The sequence below is a fragment of the Pseudomonas sp. E1BtOHC1 genome, from assembly GCF_058744285.1.
In genome coordinates this window covers 1,358,592-1,382,440 of the sequence record NZ_CP196023.1, presented here as the reverse complement: position 1 = coordinate 1,382,440, position 23,849 = coordinate 1,358,592, and the positions used below count along the sequence as shown (strand labels likewise).

The following is a 23,849-nucleotide window of genomic DNA, read 5'->3' as shown; positions in this document are numbered from 1 at the left end:
CTTACTGGACCTCGACCACAGTGCCCTGCAACCGCTGCAGGGCTTCGTTCACCGGCTGCGGCAGAAGTTGGCGCAGGCAGTTGTAATGACCGAAACGACAAGTGCGATCGAAACACGGACTGCACTCGATCCCCAGGCGCACCACTTCGACCTGATCCGCCAGGGGCGGAGTGAAGCCCGGGGAGGTGGAGCCATACACCGCCACCAGCGGGCGATTCAACGCGGCCGCCACGTGCATCAGCCCGGAGTCGTTGGACACCACCGAATCGGCACAGGACAGCAGGTCGATGGCCTCGGCCAGCGAGGTTTCGCCGCTGAGATTGGTCGACTCCTCGCGCAACCCGGGAATCAGCCGTCCGCGGATTTCTTCACCCACCGCGTGATCGTTCTTCGAACCGAACAGCCAAACTTGCCAGCCCTCGCGGATCTTGGCCTCGGCCACCTGGGCGTAATGCTCGGACGGCCAACGCTTGGCCTCACCGAACTCCGCTCCGGGGCACAACGCCAGCACCGGGCGATCCAGGCTCAGGCCAAACTTGGCCAGGGCCGCCTCGCGGCTTTGCGGATCGATCTGCAGGCTCGGGCGTGGATAGGGCTGAGGCAATTCGGCGCCCGGCTCATAGGCCAGGGCCATGAAACGCTCGATCATCAACGGGTAGCGCTCTTTGTCGAGCTTGCGCACATCGTTGAGCAGGCCGTAGCGGAACTCGCCACGCCAACCGGTGCGTTTGGGGATACCGGCAAAGAACGGTACCAGGGCTGACTTCAGCGAGTTGGGCAACAGAATGGCCTGATCGTACTGACCGGCCAGGGACTTGCCGATACGCCTACGGGTCGCCAGTTCCAGGGCACCGTGACCAAGAGGAAAGCTCAAGGCCCGACGCACCTGGGGCATGCGCTCCAGGATCGGCCGGCTCCACTCGGGGGCCAGCACGTCGATCTCGCATTGTGGATGACGCTGTTTCAGGCACTCGAAGAGTGTCTGCGCCATCACCATGTCACCGACCCAACTGGGCCCAACGATCAGAATATTCATGTGGTTTCCATAAACGAGCCGGGGAGGCATACGCCTCCCCGCCTCGAGAATCCAGCACCGCGGCCTTCACCGTCGGTTCAGTTGGGGCGAGCCTCGCAGCCCGCCGAATACAATTGCGGCCGCATTATGCCGTTTAGCTTAGCCCCAGCTCGCGCCAAATTCGTAACACTTCCCGTCGTTCGGTCACGAATTGATCACCGTTAATGATTCCAGCCTCATTCTGCAACGCCTGACGGTGTGCCGCGGAACGGTAGGCCTTGTAGACCTCGCGCAGCAGGCTGGCATCGCTCGCCGGCAGCAGCCCGACCTGCTCCAGACCTTCCAGAATGCGGATGTTATCGGTGTAACGCAGCAATGACGGGTGCTCTTCGGACCACGCCAGGGCCGCGTATTGCACCATAAATTCGATATCGACGATACCTCCGGCGTCCTGCTTGAGGTCGAACGGCGCCGTGGCTTCGAAGGCGTTGGCCGCGGTTCCGGCGGCAGTCAGGCGACTGCCCAGGTTGTCGCGCATCTTGGCCCGCATCTCGCTGACTTCCTGACGCAGCTTGGGCAGGTCGCGTTTTTTGCCCAGCACCACGGCCCGGACCTTTTCAAAGGCCTGGCCGACATCCTGGCTGCCCACCAGCACCCGCGCCCGTACCAGCGCCTGATGCTCCCAGGTCCAGGCCTCGTTCTCCTGATAACGGGCAAAAGCGCCCAAGGAACTCACCAGCAGACCCGAAGCGCCGGACGGCCGCAGGCGCATATCCACTTCGTACAGCTGGCCGGAGTTGGTCTGAGTGGTCAGCAGATGGATGATGCGCTGCCCCAGCCGGGTGAAGAACTGCGCCCCATCTATGGGTTTGGGCCCATCGGTTTCCGCTTGGGGATCACCATCATGGATGAACACCAGATCCAGGTCGGAACCGTGGCCCAGCTCGATGCCACCGACCTTGCCGTAACCGACGATGATGAAGCCCGGATCACACAAGGTGCCGTCGCTGCGCTGTGGCGCGCCGTACTTGGCTACGGTCTGGCGCCAGGCCAGGGCCAGCACCTGCTCCAGAATCGCCTCGGCGAGCCAGGTCAGATAATCACTGACCTTCATTAAAGGCAGGCTACCGGCGATTTCCGAGGCGGCCACCCGCAAACGGTGAGCCAGCTTGAAGTGGCGCAGGGCCTCCATCTGCTGCTCCAGGTCGTCCTCGGGAATTCGCGTCAGGCGCTCGCGCAGTTCGGCTGCCAGTTCCGGCGCCAGGGGCGGCTTGAACAGGCGCCCCTCGTTGAGCAACTCGTCAAGCAGCAGAGGGAAACGGGTGATCTGCTCGGCAATCCACGGACTGGCCGCGCACAGGGTCAGCAAGCGGCGCAAGGCGCCCGGGTTTTCGGTGAGCAATACCAGATAGGCCGAACGCCGCGCCACCGCCTCAACCAGCGGCAAGACCCGCTCCAGGACCAGGTCCGGATTGGCATGTTCGACAGCCTGGGCCAGCAGCCGCGGAATAAAGGCGTCCAGACGCTCACGCCCCAGGCGCTGCATGGCCCGCAACTGCGGACTGCCGCGCAAGCTGGCGAGAGCCCGCAGGGCCTTGGGCGCATCGACAAAGCCGCCCTCCTGCAGCTGTCGGCAGGCGGCCTCCTCGTCCTGGGCTTCCTCCCACAACGGCAACCACTCACCTCCCACCACCACTTCGCTTTCAGCGCCTTCGTCTTCATCGGGATCGGCAATCACCTGGCGGAAGTGCCACTCCACCCGCCCGCGCCAGTACATCAATTGCTCATGGAAGGCGCTCCAGTCGGCAAAGCCGAGCATAAAAGCGATCCGCGCCTGGTCCTGGGGATTGTCCGGCAGCATCTGGGTCTGCCGGTCGGCGATGGCCTGGATCGCATGCTCGGTGTAGCGCAGGAATTCGTAACCTTCACGCAACTCACTGATCACCGCCGCCGGCAAATAGCCCTGCCCCTCCAGGGTACCCAGTACCTTTAATAAAGGACGCTGCTGCAGGCTCAGGTCGCGACCGCCGTGAATCAACTGAAAGGCCTGGGCGATGAACTCCACCTCGCGAATGCCCCCCGAGCCCAGCTTGATATTATCGGCCATGCCCTTGCGCCGGACTTCCTGCTGGATCAGTTGCTTCATGGTGCGCAGCGCTTCGATGGCGGAAAAGTCCAGGTACCGGCGATAAACGAAGGGCCGCAGCATATCCAGCAATTGCGCCCCGGCCACCTGATCCCCCGCCACCACCCGGGCCTTGATCATGGCGTAGCGCTCCCAGTCGCGCCCCTGGTCCTGGTAGTACTGTTCCAGGGCATTGAAACTCAGCACCAGGGCACCGGCGGACCCGTAAGGCCGCAAGCGCATGTCGACCCGGAACACGAAACCGTCGACGGTCATGGGGTCCAGAGCCTTGATCAGACGCTGGCCCAGACGGATGAAGAATTCCTGATTGTCCAGGGGGCGCTTGACGCCCACCGTCTCGCCGCCTTCGGGATAGGCGAAGATCAGGTCAATGTCCGACGACAGGTTGAGCTCCACCGCTCCCAGCTTGCCCATCCCGAGAATGACCATCTGCTGGGGCTCGCCGCTGCGGCCACCAGTGGGCACGCCGAACTGCTGGCTGTGCCGCCGGTAGAGCCATTGATAGGCCTGATCGATACAAGCGTCGGCCAGGTCGGAAAGGTCACGGCAGGTTTGCACCAGATCCGCCCGCCGGGTCAGGTCGCGCCAGATAATCCGCACCTGCTGGCGAGTGCGCTGGCGACGCAGTACGCGCCCCAGTTGATCGTCGGTCTCGGCCGTTTGCACCGCCACTGCTATCTGCGCGCACAACTCACCCGCAGCAAAAGCCCGGTCCAGCTCACCGGAGCGCACCAGCTCCAGCAACATCAAAGGGTCACGCAGGCTCTGTTCAATAACAAAGTCGCTGGCGGCGCTGACCCGGGCAAACTCGGCCCAGCGCTCGGCGCTCCAATCCGCGACATCGGGGCCGCCTTCAAGGGCCGCCACCGCAGCGCGGAACGACTGCTCTGCACGGCTGACCAATGGCAGGAGAATCGCGGGGACTGGGGCAAGCGCGGGCAGACTCATGGGCTATCCTTGATCGGCGTGGAAAAGGCAGGCGGAGAGGGATATCGAGGGCAGGCAGCCTGATGGACTGTCGAACAAAAGTTAGAAATAGCTGAAAATAGGTTTTTTTTAGCAGGCGGCATTAATTTATTACCTATTCCCGTTAGTCACCGACCAACAGTAACGATTATTCTCACAACGCAGCAGGAGGCCATAAGCCGCTCTTCTGTAGTTTTACTACTCGTATATACATTCGAAAGGCTGAAATGGCCGACGATTTGTAGTAAAACTACACGCCGCCGGATCAACCTCCGGCAATCCAAGAATTTATAATCGTCTGCCCACAAGGCCAGTCGCAAACTCAGGCAACCGATTCTGGAAGCCTTTCCGCCCTGGAGCAAGCCATGCAAGACCTCGATCCCGTCGAAACCCAGGAATGGCTGGACGCCCTGGAATCGGTTCTCGACAAAGAAGGCGAAGACCGTGCTCACTATCTGATGACCCGTATGGGCGAACTCGCGACCCGCAGCGGCTCGCAACTGCCCTACGCCATCACCACGCCGTACCGCAACACGATTCCCGTCACCCACGAAGCACGCATGCCTGGCGACCTGTTCATGGAACGCCGCATTCGCTCGCTGGTACGTTGGAACGCGTTGGCCATGGTCATGCGTACGAACCTGAAAGATTCTGACCTGGGCGGTCACATCTCCAGCTTCGCCTCCAGCGCCACTTTGTATGACATCGGCTTCAACTACTTCTTCCAGGCCCCGACCGACGAACACGGCGGCGACCTGATCTACTTCCAGGGTCACGCATCGCCAGGCGTCTACGCCCGTGCGTTCATGGAAGGCCGCATCACCGAAGACCAGATGAACAACTTCCGCCAGGAAGTGGATGGCAACGGTCTGTCGTCCTATCCGCACCCGTGGCTGATGCCTGACTTCTGGCAGTTCCCGACTGTTTCCATGGGCCTGGGCCCGATCCAGGCGATCTACCAGGCACGCTTCATGAAGTACCTGGAAGCCCGCGGTTTCATCCCGGCCGGCAAGCAGAAAGTCTGGTGCTTCATGGGCGACGGCGAGTGCGACGAGCCGGAATCCCTGGGCGCGATCTCCCTGGCCGGCCGCGAGAAGCTGGACAACCTGATCTTCGTCATCAACTGCAACCTGCAGCGCCTCGACGGCCCGGTTCGCGGCAACGGCAAGATCATTCAGGAACTCGAAGGCGTGTTCCGTGGTGCCCAGTGGAACGTCAACAAGGTGGTCTGGGGCCGTTTCTGGGACCCACTGCTGGCCAAGGACGTCGACGGTATCCTGCAACGTCGCATGGACGAAGTCATCGACGGCGAGTACCAGAACTACAAGGCCAAGGACGGCGCGTTCGTCCGTGAGCACTTCTTCAATACCCCTGAACTCAAAGCGATGGTTGCCGATCTGTCCGACGACGAGATCTGGAAACTCAACCGCGGCGGCCACGATCCGTACAAGGTCTATGCGGCCTACCACGAAGCGGTCAACCACAAAGAGCAACCAACCGTCATCCTGGCCAAGACCATCAAGGGTTATGGCACCGGCGCCGGCGAAGCGAAGAACACCGCGCACAACACCAAGAAAGTCGACGTCGACAGCCTGAAGCTGTTCCGCGACCGTTTCGACATTCCGGTGAAAGACGACGACATCGAGAACCTGCCGTTCTTCAAGCCAGAAGAAGGCAGCGCCGAAGCCCGCTACCTGAGCGAGCGTCGTGCTGCACTGGGCGGCTTCGTGCCTCAGCGTCGCGCCAAGAGCTTCAGCATCCCGACTCCGCCACTGGATACCCTCAAGGCCATCCTCGACGGTTCCGGCGACCGCGAAATCTCCACCACCATGGCCTTCGTGCGGATCCTCGCGCAGTTGGTCAAGGACAAGGAAATCGGCCAGCGTATCGTGCCGATCATCCCGGACGAAGCCCGTACCTTCGGTATGGAAGGCATGTTCCGTCAGTTGGGCATCTACTCCTCCGTCGGCCAGCTCTACGAGCCAGTCGATAAAGATCAGGTGATGTTCTACCGCGAAGACAAGAAGGGCCAGATCCTCGAAGAAGGCATCAACGAAGCGGGCGCCATGAGCTCCTTCATCGCTGCCGGTACTTCGTACTCCAGCCACAACCAGCCGATGCTGCCGTTCTACATCTTCTACTCGATGTTCGGCTTCCAGCGCATTGGCGACCTGGCCTGGGCTGCCGGCGACAGCCGCACCCGCGGCTTCCTGATCGGCGGTACCGCCGGCCGTACCACCCTCAACGGTGAAGGCCTGCAGCACGAGGACGGTCACAGCCACATGCTGGCCGGGACCATCCCGAACTGCCGCACCTTTGATCCAACCTACGGCTACGAGCTGGCGGTGATCATCCAGGACGGCATGAAGAAGATGACCGAAGAGCAACAGGACGTCTTCTACTACATCACCGTGATGAACGAGTCCTACCAGCAGCCAGCCATGCCGGCCGGTGTCGAGGAAGGCATCATCAAGGGCATGTACCTGCTGGAAGAAGACACCCGCGAAGCCGCGCACCACGTGCAACTGATGGGCTCCGGCACCATCCTGCGTGAAGTTCGCGAAGCGGCGAAGATCCTGCGTGACGAGTTCAACGTCGCTGCCGACGTCTGGAGCGTGACCAGCTTCAACGAACTGCGTCGCGACGGCCTGGCCGTAGAGCGCAGCAACCGTCTGCACCCTGGCCAGAAGCCGAAGCTGAGCTACGTCGAAGAGTGCCTGAACGGCCGTAAAGGTCCGGTCATCGCCTCCACTGACTACATGAAGCTGTTTGCCGAACAGATCCGCCAGTGGGTGCCGTCCAAGGAATTCAAAGTCCTGGGTACCGACGGTTTCGGCCGCAGCGACAGCCGCAAGAAACTGCGTCACTTCTTCGAAGTAGACCGTCACTTCGTGGTGTTGGCAGCCCTGGAAGCCTTGGCTGACCGTGGTGACATCGAACCTAAGGTCGTGGCTGAAGCCATCACCAAGTTCGGTATCAACCCGGAAAAACGCAACCCACTGGACTGCTGAGGAGACTTTCTGTGAGCGAACTCATTCGCGTACCTGACATCGGCAGCGGTGAAGGTGAAGTAATCGAATTGATGGTCAAGGTCGGCGATCGCATCGAAGCCGACCAGAGCATCCTGACCCTGGAGTCGGACAAGGCCAGCATGGAAATCCCTGCGCCGAAGTCCGGTGTGGTCAAAAGCCTGAAAGTGAAGCTGGGTGACCGCCTGAAAGAGGGCGACGAACTGCTGGAGCTGGAAGTCGAGGGCGCCGCTGCTGCGGCCCCTGCACCTGCCGCTGCTGCTGCTGCGCCAAAGGCTGAACAGCCGGCCGCAGCACCTGCTGCTGCCGCTCCAACTGCCGCTCCTGCCGCTGCCTCGGTACAGCAGGTGCACGTGCCGGATATCGGCTCGTCGGGCAAGGCCCAGATCATCGAGATCCAGGTCAAGGTCGGCGACACCGTCGAGGCCGATCAGTCGCTGATCACCCTCGAATCCGACAAGGCCAGCATGGAAATCCCATCGCCGGCTGCCGGCGTGGTCGAGAGCATCAGCGTCAAGCTCAACGATGAAGTGGGCACTGGCGACCTGATCCTGGCCCTGAAAGTGGCCGGTGCTTCGGCTCCTGCCGCTGCCGCCCCGGCCCAAGCCGCCGCTCCGGCTGCCGCCGCGCCTGCACCAGCCGCTGCTCCAGCTGCGCCAGTGGCCGACAGCGTCCAGGACATTCACGTTCCGGACATCGGCTCGGCCGGCAAGGCGAAGATCATCGAAGTGCTGGTCAAGGCTGGCGACAGCGTGGTTGCCGACCAGTCGCTGATTACCCTCGAATCCGACAAGGCCAGCATGGAAATCCCATCGCCAGCCGCCGGCATCGTGGAAAGCGTGTCGATCAAGCTGGACGACGAAGTCGGTACCGGCGACCTGATCCTCAAGCTCAAGGTCAAGGGCGCAGCCCCGGCAGCCGCTCCGGCGCCTGCCGCTGCACCTGCCCCGGCGAAAGCTGAAGTTGCTCCTGCCGCCGCCGCGCCTGCCGCTGCTGCTCCAGTTGCCGCACCGGCCAAACCAGGCGCGAAAGTTCACGCCGGCCCGGCTGTGCGCCAACTGGCCCGCGAATTCGGCGTCGAGCTGAACGCCGTGAGCGCCAGCGGTCCGCACGGTCGCATCCTCAAGGAAGACGTGCAGGTCTACGTCAAGGCGATGATGCAGAAGGCCAAGGAAGCACCGGCTGCCGGCGCAACCGGTGGCGCGGGCATCCCGCCGATTCCGGTCGTGGACTTCAGCCGCTTCGGTGAAATCGAAGAAGTGCCAATGACCCGCCTGATGCAGGCCGGCGCCGCCAACCTGCACCGCAGCTGGCTGAACGTGCCGCACGTGACGCAGTTCGACTCGGCCGATATCACCGAGCTGGAAGCGTTCCGTGTTGCACAGAAAGCCGTGGCCGAGAAGGCCGGCGTCAAGCTGACCATCCTGCCGCTGCTGCTCAAGTCCTGCGCGCACCTGCTCAAGGAACTGCCGGACTTCAACAGCTCCCTGGCACCAAGCGGCAAAGCGATCATCCGCAAGAAGTACGTGAACATCGGCTTCGCCGTGGACACCCCGGATGGCCTGCTGGTACCCGTGATCAAGAATGTCGACCAGAAGAGCCTGCTGCAACTGGCGGCCGAGGCAGCTTCCCTGGCGGAAAAGGCCCGGACCAAGAAGCTCTCCGCGGACGAGATGCAAGGCGCCTGCTTCACCATCTCCAGCCTCGGGCACATTGGCGGCACCGGCTTCACGCCGATCGTCAACGCGCCGGAAGTGGCGATCCTCGGTGTTTCCAAGGCCACCATCCAGCCAGTCTGGGACGGCAAGGCCTTCCAGCCGAAGCTGATGCTGCCACTGTCCCTGTCCTACGATCACCGTGTGATCAACGGCGCGGCTGCCGCTCGCTTCACCAAGCGTCTGAGCGACCTGCTGGCCGACATCCGCACCATTCTGCTGTAACCGGCGTACCGGCCTGCCTCATGGGCGGGCCGGTAGCGCACGCTTTCCGAGCGCCACGCTCGTACCTCAACCCCGTCAATTTGGCGGGGCTTTTTTTTGCCAAAAAAACGTCGCCAATAGCCCGTCACCTGGGACTGCGAAAGGCCGAAAAAGTAACTTTGCAGAAATCCTTCAACCTGCCGATACAGGTTTATAGCACTTAGCCTTCATCTTACTTGTCAGTCGATGCCGCATGATGCAACCTTGCCGCAGGCAACAGTAAAGAGGGCGTGAGCCCGGCGCGATCAGCAATTTCGAAGCGAGTTTCCCCATGAAAAGCCAACCCGATGCCGCCAGCCGTATGGCGGCCGAGGTAGTGACGCAGTTGCCTGTGCCTTCGCGGCTCGGCATGTTGCGTTTCGAACGGCTGAATGAAGCTAGCTGGGCGCTGCTGTTTCTCGATCCCAATTGCGAACGCCAGTTCGGCCTGCCCGCCGTCGAACTCTGCGCCCTGGTCGGCTCCCCCTATGCCAGCCTGATGGAGCCTGAGGCGCGTTATCAACTGCACGACGCCATCCAGCAGCAACTGAGCACCAGCCCCCATTACCTGATCCGCTACACCTTGCACACCGGCCAGGGGCCCTTGAGCATCCTGGAGCTGGGGGAAGCCTACAAACAGCACAACCGGCACTTGCTGCGCGGCTACCTGCTGGTGGTGGAAGGCCTGTTCAGCGACGCCTCGCCAATGCCGACCGTGGACCTGGAAACCCAGAACACCCGCCTGCAGATCGCCCTGGAACTCAACCAGCGGGCCCAGCAGGAGCAGTTGCAGCATCTGGAACGGGTACGTGCGCAGCAGGACCTGATCCTGCTCCTGACGCGCCAGCGCTACAGCACCGGCAACTCCCTGAAGGAGGCCGCCGAGCTGATCACCCGCAGTGCCTGCGACATCTACCAGATCGACTGCGCCAGCATCTGGAACCTGGAAGACCAGCAACTCGTGCCGATCGCCGCCTACCACCGCGGCCCCCAGGAATACCGCATGCCGGAGTCCATCGACGCCAGCAGCTTTCCCGATTACCTGGAAGCCCTGCACAGCTGCCGCGCCATCGACGCCCAGAACGCCATGCGCGACCCGCGCACCCGGGAGATGGCCGAGAGCCTGCGCCCACGGGATGTGAATGCCATGCTCGACGCCAGTATCCGCATCGACGGCCAGGTAGTCGGCGTGCTGTGCCTGGAACAGACCGGCATGACCCGGGCCTGGCAGTCCGACGAGATCGCTTTCGCCGGCGAACTGGCGGACCAGTTCGCCCAGGTCATCAACAATCACAACCGGCGCGCCGCCACCAGCGCCCTGCACCTGTTCCAGCGCGCCGTGGAACAGAGTGCCAACGCCTTCCTGCTGGTCAACTGCGACGGCGTGGTGGAGTACGTCAACCCAAGCTTTACCGCGATCACCCAATACAGCACCGAAGAGGTTCACGGCCACCGTCTGTCCGAACTGCCGGCCCTGGAAAACCTCAGCGAGCTGTTGTTCGATGCCCCTTCCAGCCTGGCCAAGAGCAACAGCTGGCAAGGCGAGTTCAAGAGCCGGCGCAAGAACCTCGAGCCTTACTGGGGCCAGCTGTCGATCTCCAAGGTCTACGGCGACAATCGCGAGCTGACCCACTACATCGGCATCTACGAAGACATCACCCAGACCAAGCTTGCCCAGCAACGCATCGAGCGCCTGGCCTACACCGACAACCTGACCAACCTGGGCAACCGCCCCGCGTTCATCCGCAACCTCGACGAACGCTTCGCCCGAGACAGCGATACCCCGATCAGCCTGCTGCTGGTGGACATCGACAACTTCAAGCGGATCAACGACAGCCTCGGCCACCAGACCGGCGACAAGCTGCTGATCAGCCTGGCCCGACGCCTGCGCAACAGCCTGAGCCCCAGCGGCAGCCTGGCGCGCTTTGCCAGTAACGAATTCGCCGTACTGCTGGACAACACCGACCTGGAAACCGGGCAACAGATCGCCAGCCAACTGCTGATGACCCTGGACAAGCCGATGTTCGTCGACAACCAGCTGATCAGCGTCACCGGCTCCGTGGGCCTGGCCAGCGCGCCACTGCATGGCCGCGACCCCCAGACCCTGATGCGCAACGCCGGCCTGGCGCTGCACAAGGCCAAGGCCAACGGCAAGCATCAGGTGCAGGTCTTCACCGAAGCCCTCAACGCCGAGGCCAGCTACAAGCTGTTCGTCGAGAACAACCTGCGCCGGGCCCTGACCCAGAACGAACTGGATGTGTTCTATCAGCCCAAGCTGTGCCTGCGCAGTGGTCGCCTACTGGGCATGGAAGCGCTGCTGCGCTGGAACCACCCGGAAAAGGGCATGATCCGCCCGGACCAGTTCATCAGCGTGGCAGAAGAAACCGGCCTGATCATCCCCATCGGCAAGTGGATCGCCCGCCAGGCCTGCCGCATGAGCAAGCAACTGACCGCCGCCGGCATGGGCAACCTGCACGTGGCCATCAACCTGTCGCCCAAGCAGTTTTCCGACCCGGACCTGGTCGCGTCCATCGCCAGTATCCTCAAGGAAGAGCAACTGCCCTCCTCGCTGCTCGAGCTGGAATTGACCGAAGGCTTGCTGCTGGAAGCCACCGACGACACCCACCAACAGCTTGAACAGCTGAAAAAGCTTGGCCTGACACTGGCCATGGACGACTTCGGCACCGGCTATTCGTCCCTGAGTTACCTGAAGAAATTCCCCATCGATATCATCAAGATCGATCGCAGCTTCATCCACGAGATCCCCGATAACCAGGACGACATGGAAATCACCTCGGCAGTGATCGCCATGGCCCACAACCTGAAGATCAAGGTGGTCGCCGAAGGCATCGAAACCGCCGAGCAACTGGCGTTCCTGCGCCGTCATCGCTGCGACGTCGGCCAGGGCTACCTGTTCGACCGGCCGATTCCCGGCACCGAACTGATTGCCAAGCTCAAGCGCTATCCTCGCGGCCCAATTGCCTGACAGCGCTGTAACACTCGGGCAAACTGCGTGTCTATCTTCTTACCGACTCCCCAACCTGAATGGAGGACCGACACATGGTCTTGCGCTCGGAAATACTGGTGAACAAAAACGTGCTTCCAACCAAAGAACAAGCTCTGCCCGGCCGCGAAACTCCCATGACCGTGCCTGAAGAACACTACGTCAACGGCAACCCGCTGCTGGGCCCGTTTCCGGGCAATGTGGATTTCGCCATCTTCGGCCTGGGTTGTTTCTGGGGCGCCGAGCGGCGTTTCTGGCAGCGCGAAGGCGTGTTCAGCACCTGCGTGGGTTATGCCGGCGGTTTTACCCCGAACCCGACCTACGAAGAAGTCTGCTCGGGCCTGACCGGTCATACCGAAGTGGTGCTGGTGGTGTATGAGCCTGAGAAAGTCAGCTACAAGGAGCTGCTGGCGATGTTCTGGGAACTGCACAACCCGACCCAGGGCATGCGCCAGGGCAATGACATTGGCACCCAGTACCGCTCGGTGATCTACACCACCAACCCGGCCCAACTGGAACAGGCGCTGCACAGCAGGGACGTGTTCCAGGCGGAACTGACCAAGGCCGGCCTGGGCGACATCACCACTGAAATCGAAGAAGCCCCGACCGTCTATTTCGCCGAGGCGTACCACCAGCAGTACCTGGCGAAGAATCCCGAAGGCTATTGCGGGATCGGCGGCACTGGCGTGACCTGCCCGATCTGATTTTTTTGCCGGTAAGCCGGCCCCTACAACCTCCTGTAGGAGCTGGCTTGCCAGCGAACGCTTACTCGGCGATCAACCAGTCCATCTGCCAGCCGCCCTGGGTCTGGCCGAGCTTCTTCGACAGCCACGGCAGCAGCTCGCGCAGCTCCTCCTCCAGCCCCCAGGGCGGATTGGCAATCGCCAGACCCGAGCCATTGAGGCTGTTGGGCGTATCCAGCGGATGCACCAGCAACTCCACCCGAAGCAACTTCGGCGCACCGGTACCGGCCAGATCCTGATAGAAGCGCCGCAGGGCCCGCTGATCCTTCACCGGATACCAGATAGCCGCCACGGTCTGACGCATGCGGCCAATGGCTTCCTTCAACGACGCAGCGCAGCGCTGCATCTCGTCGAGCTGCTCGAAAGGCGGATCGATCAGCATCACCGCACGTTTCTCTGCCACCGGCAGCAACGCCCGGGCCACATGCCAGCCTTCCCCCAGGTGCACCGCCACGCGACGATCACCCTTCATGTTGTCCTTGAGCAGCAGCCCATCTTCCGGGTGCTTTTCGTTGAGCAGCACCCGGTCCTGGGAACGGGTCAGGCGCCGCGCCAGCTCCGGCGACCCCGGGTAGTAACGCAACTCACCATCGGGGTTCATCTTGTGCAGCACCTGCATGTAGTCGGCGGTCAACGCCGGCAGATCTGCGTCGCCCCACAACCGCGCAATGCCTTCCAGGTACTCGCCGGTACGGTTTGCCTGGTCACCCTTGAGGTCGTACAGACCGATGCCGGCGTGGCTGTCGAGGTAGGCGAACGGCTGCTCCTTGCGCGACATCAGAGCGATGAGGCGGGTCAGGGTCAGGTGTTTGAAGACGTCGGCGTGATTGCCGGCGTGGAAGGCGTGACGATAGTTCATGGTTGCTCCTGCGCAGGAGCGCAAGTTTACCTTGTGCCAGGGACTGCGTCAGGACACGCCATCGCATTTGCAGGCGCAAACCCGCTGCCATCTTGCCCATCTGTCACGCCTATTGGACACTGACGCGCCCGCTCGCGGCCAAGCGAGGGGTACATCAAGCGGTTGCTGGCGACTCAGACACACGGGACCACCGACTGCTGCGCGGGCACACGACCTGCCTGGCTGTGCTCATTAATGGATTATTTCTGAGTCGAGGATTTATGAAAGACGCAACGATTGCGCTGCACCATGGATTCAAGTCGGACCCGACCACCAAGGCCGTGGCCGTGCCCATCTACCAGAACGTCGCCTTCGAATTCGACAACGCCCAGCACGGTGCCGACCTGTTCAACCTGGATGTGCCCGGCAATATCTACACCCGCATCATGAACCCCACCAACGATGTGCTGGAACAGCGCATGGCCGCCCTGGAAGGCGGGATTGCCGGGCTGGCGGTGGCCGCCGGCAGTGCTGCCATCCACTACGCAATCCAGACCCTGACCCAGGCCGGGGACAATATCGTCTCCACGCCACAGTTGTACGGCGGCACCTACACCCTGTTCGCCCACCTGCTGCCGAGCTTCGGGGTCGAAGTACGCTTTGCCCGGGATGATTCGGCCGAAGCCATTGCCGAGCTGATCGACGACAAGACCAAGCTGGTGTACTGCGAGAGCATTGGCAACCCGGCGGGCAACATCGTCGATATCGAGGGCCTGGCCCAGGCCGCCCACGCTCGTAACGTACCGCTGATGGTGGACAACACCGTGGCCACGCCGATCCTGTGCAAGCCGATCCAGTTCGGCGCCGACATCGTGGTGCACTCGGTGACCAAGTACGTCGGCGGCCACGGCAACTCCCTGGGCGGGGTGATCGTCGACAGCGGCAACTTTCCCTGGGCCGATCATCCGCAGAAGTTCGCCAGCCTCAACACTCCGGAGCCGGCCTACCACGGCGTGGTCTATACCGAGAAGTTCGGCCCGGCGGCCTTTATCGCCCGGGCCCGCACCGTGCCCTTGCGCAACACCGGTGCGGCACTGGCGCCGATGAACGCCTTCCTGCTGCTGCAAGGCCTGGAGACCCTGGCCCTGCGCATGGAACGCCACACTGACAACGCCATCAAGGTGGCGCAGTTCCTCAAGGACCACCCGCTGGTGGCCTGGGTCAGCTACGCCGGCCTCGCCGATCATCCGCACCATGAACTGGCGCGCAAGTACATGCAGGGCAAGCCATCGGCGATCCTCTCCTTCGGCCTCAAGGGCGGCTACGCCGCGGGCGTGCGCTTCTATGACGCGCTGCAGATCTTCAAGCGCCTGGTGAACATCGGCGACGCCAAGTCCCTGGCCTGCCATCCGGCCTCCACCACCCACCGGCAAATGAACGAAGAAGAGCAGGCCAAGGCCGGCGTCAAGCCAGAGATGATCCGCCTTTCAGTCGGCATCGAGGCCATCGAGGACTTGCTCGAGGACCTCGACCAGGCGCTGAAACAAGCTTGATCCATCGGCCCTGGCAGCAGACGCCAGGGCCTTCACCCACCGCGTTGGCACCGACGCATCCACCCCCAACCAGCCCCCAGGATCATTACTCACCCTCAAAGGAACCCAACATGATTGTGCGTTACGTAAAAATCACCATGACCCTGGCGGTGGCGGCTTTCGCCTTGCTGGTGGCTTACAACAACATCAGCGACTACGGCTCCAACTTCGCCTTTGTCCAGCATGTACTGAGCATGGACAGCGTGTTCCCCGGCAACACCGCCACCGACCGCGCGCTGACCCTGCCCCTGCTGTGGAATGTCGGCTACTGGCTGATCATTACCGGCGAGGCCCTGACCGGCGTGCTGCTGGTCGTTGGCGCCTTGCACCTGTGGCTGGCTCGGCACGGTGTCGCCAGCTACTTCAACCGGCGCAAACGCTGGGCGATTGCCGGCTTCTGCCTGGGCTTCTGCGTCTGGTTCTTCGGCTTCATGGTGGTGGGTGGCGAGTGGTTCATGATGTGGCAATCCCAGACCTGGAACGGCCAGGACGCGGCCTTCAAGTTCTACATGGCGATCCTTGGTGTGTTGATCTTCCTCAACCAGCCCGACGCTGAACTGCACTAAAAAAAACGGCCCGCTGCGGTAACGCAGCGGGCCGTTTTCATTGCCCCGAACAATCAGGGCAGGATTTGCGCACTCAGTGGTTGAGTTTGAAATCCTTCTCGGCCGCTTCAAAACGCTGGACCATGCCAGCGCTCGGCGCGCCCAGCTTGCTCACCAGCAGAATTGCCAGGCTGGCGAAGATGAAGCCCGGGATGATTTCGTACAGACCCAGCAGAGCGAAGTGTTTCCACAGGATCACGGTGACGGCACCAACGATGATCCCGGCCAGCGCGCCGTCGCGGGTCATACCCTTCCACAGCACCGAGATCAGCACCACAGGACCGAAGGCGGCGCCGAAACCGGCCCAGGCATAGCTCACCAGGCCCAGCACGCGGTTTTCCGGGTTGGCGGCCATGGCGATGGCGATCAGCGCCACCACCAGCACCATGGCGCGACCGACCCAGACCAGCTCCAGCTGGGAGGCGTGCTTACGCAGGAAGGCTTTGTAGAAGTCTTCGGTCAGGGCACTGGAGCACACCAGCAACTGGCAGCTCAGGGTACTCATTACCGCCGCCAGAATGGCCGACAGCAGCACACCGGCGATCCATGGGTTGAACAGCAGCTTGGCCAGTTCGATGAACACCCGCTCAGGGTTCTCGGTCACGGGACCGGCCACCTCAGGATGCGCCGAGAAGTAGGCGATACCGAAGAAGCCCACAGCCACGGTGCCGCCCAGGCACAGGATCATCCAGGTCATGGAGATGCGACGGGCGTTGGCAATCGACTTCACCGAATCCGCCGCCATGAAGCGCGCCAGGATGTGGGGTTGACCGAAGTAGCCCAGGCCCCAACCCATCAGCGAGATCACGCCGATGAAGGTGGTGTTCTTGAGCATGTCGAAGTTGGTCGGGTCCTGGGCCTCGATGGCCAGGAAGGTGGTGTCGACGCCACCGGTGGCCAGCAGCACGATGATCGGGGTCAGCAGCAGGGCGAAGATCATCAGGGTGGCTTGTACGGTATCGGTCCAGCTCACCGCCAGGAAGCCGCCAACAAAGGTGTAAGCAATGGTCGCCGCCGCGCCAGCCCACAGCGCCGTCTCGTAAGGCATGCCGAAGGTGCTTTCGAACAGACGGGCACCGGCCACGATGCCAGAGGCACAGTAGATGGTGAAGAACACCAGAATCACCACCGCGGAGATGATACGCAGCAGGCCGCTTTTATCTTCGAAACGGCTGGAGAAGTAGTCCGGCAGGGTCAGTGCATCACCGTTGTGTTCAGTCTGTACCCGCAGGCGACCGGCCACGAACAGCCAGTTCAGGTAGGCACCGACGATCAGGCCGATGGCGATCCAGCTTTCCGAAAGACCGGACATATAGATGGCGCCCGGAAGGCCCATCAGCAGCCAGCCACTCATGTCGGAAGCACCGGCGGAAAGCGCGGTGACCACGCTGCCCAGGCTGCGGCCGCCAAGAATGTAGTCGGAAAGGTTGTTGGTGGAGCGATAGGCCATGAAGCCGATCAGCACCATTGCTGCGATGTAGATCACGAACGTGATCAAGGTTGGATTGCTTGCACTCATTGAGTTACGCCCTGGCTTTGTTTTTATGGTGCGGCGACCACTGCCACCTGCCGCCAAACGATGACGTTTGGAAGACGATCAGGCGGGTCGCGCATTTATGACTGATGTTTCCCCAGGAAAGCCATCAGACGATGAACCGGTCCGCAAGAACGGTTGCACCTTGGGCGCGAATCCTATGCAACAAAATGAACAAGGTGCAACCAATTTGCATCGAATCAGTTGCACCTTGTCGAATAATCGACCTTTGGCGACGTTTTTGCTCCTTTTTGGAGCAAGAAAAGCGTCTTTCAGAATCAAAGGCACCATAAGGATGCATGGCATCTCATGTAGGAAATTTATTCCTGACAAGCTGCCGCTTTTTCCGCTTAAAAATGGGTTGCACCCGGTTGCACCTATTTCAGCGCACGGATAATCTTGCCGCCAGCTGATGCCACACGTGCGTGGCAAACATGAGGATAAAAATATGGCTACCACCACCCTCGGGGTCAAACTCGACGACCCAACCCGCGAGCGCCTCAAGGCCGCTGCGGCCTCGATCGATCGTACGCCGCACTGGCTGATCAAGCAGGCGATTTTCAATTACCTGGAAAAACTCGAGGGCGGTGCAACCCTGACCGAGCTGAGCAGTGTCACCACCAAGGACGGCGACGATGCCGGCGACGTGCAGACCGATCACGCTCACCAATGCTTCCTCGAATTCGCCGAGAGTATCCTCCCGCAATCGGTGCTGCGCGCCTCGATCACCGCCGCCTACCGCCGCCCGGAACCGGAAGTGGTACCGATGCTGCTGGAGCAGGCGCGCCTGCCGGCCGCCACCGCCGAAGCCGCCAACAAGCTGGCCGCCTCGATCGCCGAAAAGCTGCGTAACCAGAAGAGCGCCGGCGGCCGTGCCGGTATCGTCCAGGGCCTGCTGCAGGAATTCTCCCTGTCGTCCCAGGAAGGCGTGGCGCTGATGTGCCTGGCCGAGGCCCTGCTGCGCATCCCGGACAAGGGCACCCGTGACGCGCTGATCCGCGACAAGATCAGCACTGGCAACTGGCAGCCGCACCTGGGCAACAGCCCGTCGCTGTTCGTCAACGCCGCCACTTGGGGCCTGTTGCTCACCGGCAAGCTGGTGTCGACCCACAACGAGGCCGGCCTGACCTCTTCCCTGAGCCGCATCATCGGCAAGAGCGGCGAGCCGATGATCCGCAAGGGCGTGGACATGGCCATGCGCTTGATGGGCGAGCAGTTCGTCACCGGCGAAACCATCGCCGAAGCCTTGGCCAACGCCAGCAAGTTCGAAGCCAAGGGCTTCCGCTACTCCTACGACATGCTCGGCGAAGCCGCACTGACCGAGCACGACGCACAGAAATACCTGGCTTCCTACGAGCAGGCCATCCACTCCATCGGCAAGGCCTCCCACGGCCGCGGCATCTATGAAGGCCCGGGCATCTCGATCAAGCTCTCGGCTCTGCACCCGCGTTACAGCCGCGCCCAGTACGAGCGCGTGATGGAAGAACTGTACCCGCGCCTGCTGTCCCTGACCTTGCTGGCCAAGCAATACGACATCGGCCTGAACATCGACGCCGAGGAAGCGGACCGCCTGGAGCTGTCCCTGGACCTGCTGGAGCGCCTGTGCTTCGAGCCACAGCTGACCGGCTGGAACGGTATCGGCTTCGTGATCCAGGCCTACCAGAAGCGCTGCCCGTACGTGATCGACTACGTGATCGATCTGGCCCGCCGCAGCCGTCACCGCCTGATGATCCGCCTGGTCAAGGGCGCCTACTGGGACAGCGAGATCAAGCGCGCCCAGGTCGAAGGCCTGGAAGGCTATCCGGTCTACACCCGCAAGGTGTACACCGACGTTTCATACATCGCCTGCGCACGCAAACTGCTGTCGGTGCCGGAAGTCATCTACCCGCAATTTGCCACCCACAACGCCCACACCCTGTCCGCGATCTACCACATCGCCGGTCAGAACTATTACCCCGGCCAGTACGAGTTCCAGTGCCTGCACGGCATGGGTGAACCGCTTTACGAACAGGTTGTAGGCAAGGTTTCCGAAGGCAAGCTGAACCGTCCGTGCCGCGTGTACGCGCCGGTCGGTACCCACGAAACCCTGCTGGCCTATCTGGTCCGCCGGTTGCTGGAAAACGGCGCCAACACTTCCTTCGTCAACCGCATTGCCGACCAGTCGATCTCGATTCAAGAGCTGGTGGCCGATCCGGTGAACCAGATCGAGCAGATGGCCACCCTGGAAGGCGGCTTCGGCCTGCCGCACCCGCGCATTCCGCTGCCGCGTGACCTGTATGGCGCCGAGCGTGCCAACTCCGCCGGCATCGACATGGCCAACGAACACCGTCTGGCGTCGCTGTCCTGCGCCCTGCTGGCCACCGCCCACAACAACTGGAAAGCCGCACCGATGCTCGGTTGCGCCTCCAGCAGCGAAACCCCGGCGCCGGTACTCAACCCGTCGGATCATCGCGACGTGGTGGGTCATGTCCAGGAAGCCACGGTGGAAGACGTCGACAACGCCATCCAGTGCGCCCTGAACGCCGCGCCGATCTGGCAGGCCACGCCGCCGGCCGAACGCGCCGCAATCCTCGAGCGTGCCGCCGACCTGATGGAAGGCGAGATCCAACCGCTGATGGGCCTGCTGGCCCGTGAAGCCGGCAAGACCTTCGCCAACGCCATCGCCGAAGTGCGCGAAGCCGTGGACTTCCTGCGGTACTACGCGGTGCAGGCACGCAATGACTTCAGCAACGACGCCCACCGTCCGCTGGGTCCTGTGGTGTGCATCAGCCCGTGGAACTTCCCGCTGGCGATCTTCAGTGGCCAGGTCGCCGCAGCCCTGGCTGCCGGCAACCCGGTCCTGGCCAAGCCGGCCGAACAGACCCCGCTGGTAGCCGCCCAGGCCGTGCGCCTGCTGCTGGAAGCCGGGATTCCCGAAGGCGTGCTGCAACTGCTGCCGGGCCAGGGCGAAAGCGTCGGTGCCCGCCTGGTAGGTGACGAACGCGTCAAAGGCGTGATGTTCACCGGCTCCACCGAAGTCGCGCGCCTGCTGCAACGCAACATCGCCGGGCGCCTGGACAACCAGGGTCGTCCGATCCCGCTGATCGCCGAAACCGGCGGCCAGAACGCCATGATCGTCGACTCCTCGGCCCTGACCGAACAAGTGGTCATCGATGTGGTGTCCTCGGCCTTCGACAGTGCCGGCCAGCGTTGCTCGGCCCTGCGCGTGCTGTGCCTGCAGGAAGATTCCGCCGACCGCGTGATCGAAATGCTCAAGGGCGCCATGGCCGAAAACCGCTTGGGCAACCCGGAGCGCCTGTCGGTGGACATCGGCCCGGTGATCGACGCCGAAGCCAAGGCCGGCATCGAGAAGCACATCCAGGCCATGCGCGACAAAGGTCGCAGCGTGTACCAGATGGCCATTGCCGACAGTGAAGAATGCAAGCGCGGCACCTTTGTCATGCCAACCCTGATCGAACTGGAAAGCTTCGATGAGCTGCAGCGCGAGATCTTCGGTCCGGTGTTGCACGTGGTGCGCTACAAGCGCAAGGACATCGACCAGTTGATCGCCCAGATCAACGCTTCCGGCTACGGCCTGACCCTGGGCGTGCACACCCGGATCGACGAAACCATTGCCAAGGTGGTGGACAACGTCAACGCCGGTAACGTCTACGTCAACCGCAACATCGTCGGCGCCGTGGTCGGCGTACAACCGTTCGGCGGCGAAGGCCTGTCGGGCACTGGCCCGAAAGCTGGCGGCCCGCTGTACCTGTACCGCCTGCTGTCGACCCGTCCGGTGGATGCCATCGAGCAATCCTTCGTTCGCGCCGATGCTGCCAACGCTCCGGACCTGCGTCTGCGCGAAGCCCTGAGCAAGCCGCTCAATGCCCTGCAAGCCTGGGCCGAGAGCAGCAAGCTGGTGGAGCTGGCAACCCTGTGCAAACAGTTCGCCGGCCAGTCGCAAAGCGGTATCACCCGTCAACTGAACGGCCCGACCGGCGAGCGCAACAGCTATGCCATCCTGCCCCGCGAGCACGTCCTGTGCCTGGCAGAGGTCGAGGGCGACCTGCTGACGCAACTGGCGGCAGTACTGGCCGTCGGCGGTTCGGCGGTGTGGCCGGAAAGCGACCTCAGCAAAGCGCTGTTCGCCCGCCTGCCCAAGGACGTGCAAGCGCGCATCCAGCGGGTGGCGGATTGGACCAAGGACGAAGTGGTATTCGACGCGGTCCTGCATCATGGCGACTCTGACCAACTGCGCGGCGTTTGCCAGCAAGTGGCCCAGCGTGCCGGAGCCATCGTTGGCGTCCAGGGCCTGTCCCAGGGCGAGACCGCGATTGCCCTGGAGCGCCTGGTGATCGAGCGCGCCCTGAGCGTCAACACCGCAGCGGCCGGCGGCAACGCCAGCCTGATGACCATCGGCTGATCGCTGAAGGTTCGGCTGCATCGATGGGCGCCCTCACCGGCGCCCATTTTTTTTGCCCGTCCTCTGTAGGAGCCGGCGTCTACAGCGGTTTTTTGGGCTTTGCATCACCGTGATCAATCTTGCTATCCAGCCTTTATTCACCCGCATAGACTCGGCCCATTCCCTAATCATCAGGTAAGCCGCCATGTCCGAGACCTTGCTCAGTTCCCGCAATCTGGCCTTTGAGCTGTATGAGGTACTCGACGCCGAGGGCCTGACCCAGCGCGAGCGGTTTGCCGAGCACAACCGCGAAACCTTCGATGCCGCCCTGGGCACCGCCCGCAACATCGCCGAGAAGTTCTTCGCTCCCCACAATCGCAAGGGCGATGAAAACGAGCCGCGCTACGAAGACGGCCAAGCGGTGCTGATTCCTGAAGTGAAACCGGCAGTGGATGCCTTCCTCGAAGCCGGCTTTCTCAATGCGACCCGCAGTTTCGAGGCCGGCGGCATGCAGTTGCCGACCCTGCTGTCCCAGGCCTGTTTCGCCCACTTCCAGGCCGCCAACGCGGCCACGACCTCCTATCCGTTCCTGACCATGGGCGCCGCCAACCTGATCGAGAGCTTCGGCACCGCAGAGCAGAAGCAGCGCTTCCTGCAGCCCATGATCGACAGCCGTTTCTTCGGCACCATGGCGCTGACCGAGCCCCATGCCGGCTCGTCGCTGTCAGATATCCGCACCCGCGCCGAACCCGCTGCCGACGGCAGCTACCGCCTCAAGGGCAACAAGATCTTCATCTCCGGCGGCGACCATCCGCTGTCGGAAAACATCGTGCACATGGTCCTGGCCAAGCTGCCGGATGCGCCGCCCGGGGTGAAGGGCATTTCCCTGTTTATCGTGCCCAAGTTCCTGGTCAACGACGACGGCAGCCTGGGGCCGCGCAACGATGTGTTGCTGGCCGGACTGTTCCACAAGATGGGCTGGCGCGGCACCACGTCCACGGCGCTGAATTTCGGCGATAACGGCCACTGCGTGGGCTATCTGGTGGGCAAGCCGCACCAGGGCCTGAGCTACATGTTCCAGATGATGAACGAAGCGCGGATCGGCGTCGGCATGGGCGCGGTGATGCTGGGTTATGCCGGTTATCTGTATTCCCTGGAATACGCTCGCGAGCGCCCGCAAGGTCGCCTGCCGGACAGTAAGGACCCGACCACCGCACCGGTAGCGATCATCCAGCACGCCGATGTGCGACGCATGCTGCTGACCCAAAAGGCCTACGTCGAAGGCGCCTTCGACCTGGGGTTGTATGCGGCGAAGCTGTTCGATGACACCACCACCCTGGCCAGCGAGGCCGAGCGCCAGCAGGCCCATGAACTGCTGGACCTGCTGACCCCCATCGTCAAGTCCTGGCCTTCGGAGTTCTGCCTCAAGGCCAACGAGCTGGCAATCCAGATCCTCGGTGGTCATGGCTATACCCGGGAGTACCCGGTGGAGCAGTACTACCGCGACAACCGTCTGAATCCGATCCATGAAGGCACCCACGGCATCCAGTCCCTGGACCTGCTGGGGCGCAAGCTGGCGCAGAACGGCGGCGCCGGTCTCAAGCGCCTGATCCGCCTGATCGCCGACACCAGCAAGCAGGCCCAGGCACACGAATCCCTGGACGCCCTGCGTCAGCCCCTGGAGCAACTGGTGACGCGTCTTCAGAGCGTGACCCTGGGGCTGCTGGGGGATCTGGCCAGCGGCAAGGTCAGCGCAACCCTGGCCAACTCGGCGCTGTATCTGAAGGCATTCGGCCACACGGTGATCGGCTGGCGCTGGCTGGAGCAGGCCATCAAGGCCGAGGAAGGACTGGCTCGGGGCAATGCCGGAGATGTGGCGTTCTATCGGGGCAAGCTGCAGGCCGCGCGCTACTTCCTGACCTGGGAAGTGCCGGGGTGCCAGCACGAGCTGACGCTGCTGGAAACCCGGGACCCGACCTGCCTGGAGATGCAGGACGCCTGGTTCTGAGGCGAGCGCCGCAGGAGCCGGCTTGCCGGC

The 23,849-nt window shown here is 62.6% G+C and carries 13 protein-coding genes; 9 read left to right on the top strand and 4 right to left on the bottom strand.

The window, feature by feature from the left end; genetic code table 11:
* Nucleotide 1: 1 nt before the first annotated feature.
* Together waaF and glnE are read right to left on the bottom strand one after the other, a co-directional pair.
* Nucleotides 2–1,036, bottom strand: coding sequence for a lipopolysaccharide heptosyltransferase II (gene waaF, locus ACSSVC_RS06355; RefSeq protein WP_346634514.1), 1,035 nt, complete (start codon nucleotides 1,034–1,036; stop codon nucleotides 2–4).
* Between the two features lie 133 nt (nucleotides 1,037–1,169).
* Complete coding sequence (gene glnE / locus ACSSVC_RS06350) at nucleotides 1,170–4,109, bottom strand: bifunctional [glutamate--ammonia ligase]-adenylyl-L-tyrosine phosphorylase/[glutamate--ammonia-ligase] adenylyltransferase (protein WP_492612086.1); 2,940 nt, start codon at nucleotides 4,107–4,109, stop codon at nucleotides 1,170–1,172.
* A 383-nt stretch (nucleotides 4,110–4,492) separates the two neighbouring features.
* Between glnE and aceE the strand changes: the two genes are divergently transcribed.
* The 4 genes from aceE to msrA all read left to right on the top strand — a co-directional run bounded on the left by aceE (nucleotide 4,493) and on the right by msrA (nucleotide 12,822).
* Nucleotides 4,493–7,138 (top strand): pyruvate dehydrogenase (acetyl-transferring), homodimeric type, encoded by a 2,646-nt coding sequence (gene aceE, locus ACSSVC_RS06345; RefSeq protein ID WP_123473066.1) that lies wholly within the window; start codon nucleotides 4,493–4,495, stop codon nucleotides 7,136–7,138.
* Nucleotides 7,139–7,149: 11 nt separating this feature from the next.
* Nucleotides 7,150–9,096, top strand: a complete 1,947-nt coding sequence (aceF, locus tag ACSSVC_RS06340; protein WP_492612085.1) for a dihydrolipoyllysine-residue acetyltransferase — start codon at nucleotides 7,150–7,152, stop codon at nucleotides 9,094–9,096.
* A 310-nt stretch (nucleotides 9,097–9,406) separates the two neighbouring features.
* Entirely contained in the window at nucleotides 9,407–12,100 is a 2,694-nt protein-coding gene (locus ACSSVC_RS06335; protein WP_346634511.1) for a sensor domain-containing phosphodiesterase, read from the top strand.
* Nucleotides 12,101–12,174: 74 nt separating this feature from the next.
* A complete protein-coding gene (gene msrA / locus ACSSVC_RS06330) occupies nucleotides 12,175–12,822 on the top strand; it encodes a peptide-methionine (S)-S-oxide reductase MsrA (protein WP_404938111.1) in 648 nt (215 codons plus the stop codon).
* A 61-nt stretch (nucleotides 12,823–12,883) separates the two neighbouring features.
* Here the strand turns inward: msrA and ACSSVC_RS06325 are convergent, their stop codons facing one another.
* The gene (locus ACSSVC_RS06325) at nucleotides 12,884–13,720 is read right to left on the bottom strand and encodes a 23S rRNA (adenine(2030)-N(6))-methyltransferase RlmJ (protein ID WP_346634509.1); all 837 of its coding nucleotides are present in this window, start codon (nucleotides 13,718–13,720) and stop codon (nucleotides 12,884–12,886) included.
* 260 nt (nucleotides 13,721–13,980) lie between these two features.
* On the opposite strand from ACSSVC_RS06325, the gene ACSSVC_RS06320 reads away from it, so the two are divergent.
* Complete coding sequence (locus ACSSVC_RS06320; RefSeq protein ID WP_346634508.1) at nucleotides 13,981–15,252, top strand: O-acetylhomoserine aminocarboxypropyltransferase/cysteine synthase family protein; 1,272 nt, start codon at nucleotides 13,981–13,983, stop codon at nucleotides 15,250–15,252.
* Nucleotides 15,253–15,362: 110 nt separating this feature from the next.
* Nucleotides 15,363–15,857 (top strand): DUF2165 family protein, encoded by a 495-nt coding sequence (locus tag ACSSVC_RS06315; protein WP_346634507.1) that lies wholly within the window; start codon nucleotides 15,363–15,365, stop codon nucleotides 15,855–15,857.
* A gap of 73 nt (nucleotides 15,858–15,930) precedes the next feature.
* On the opposite strand, the gene putP is transcribed toward ACSSVC_RS06315, so the two are convergent.
* A complete protein-coding gene (gene putP / locus ACSSVC_RS06310; protein ID WP_346634506.1) occupies nucleotides 15,931–17,415 on the bottom strand; it encodes a sodium/proline symporter PutP in 1,485 nt (494 codons plus the stop codon).
* 67 nt (nucleotides 17,416–17,482) lie between these two features.
* Here putP and ACSSVC_RS06305 point away from each other — a divergent pair, with 67 nt between their 5' ends.
* From ACSSVC_RS06305 to ACSSVC_RS06295, 3 genes are all read left to right on the top strand, one after another.
* A complete protein-coding gene (locus tag ACSSVC_RS06305) occupies nucleotides 17,483–17,827 on the top strand; it encodes a hypothetical protein (RefSeq protein WP_346634505.1) in 345 nt (114 codons plus the stop codon).
* Between the two features lie 51 nt (nucleotides 17,828–17,878).
* On the top strand, nucleotides 17,879–21,832 hold the full coding sequence (gene putA, locus ACSSVC_RS06300; RefSeq protein ID WP_346634504.1) for a trifunctional transcriptional regulator/proline dehydrogenase/L-glutamate gamma-semialdehyde dehydrogenase: 3,954 nt from the start codon (nucleotides 17,879–17,881) through the stop codon (nucleotides 21,830–21,832).
* 184 nt (nucleotides 21,833–22,016) lie between these two features.
* The gene (locus ACSSVC_RS06295) at nucleotides 22,017–23,819 is read left to right on the top strand and encodes an acyl-CoA dehydrogenase (RefSeq protein ID WP_492612084.1); all 1,803 of its coding nucleotides are present in this window, start codon (nucleotides 22,017–22,019) and stop codon (nucleotides 23,817–23,819) included.
* The last annotated feature ends 30 nt before the right edge of the window (nucleotides 23,820–23,849 follow it).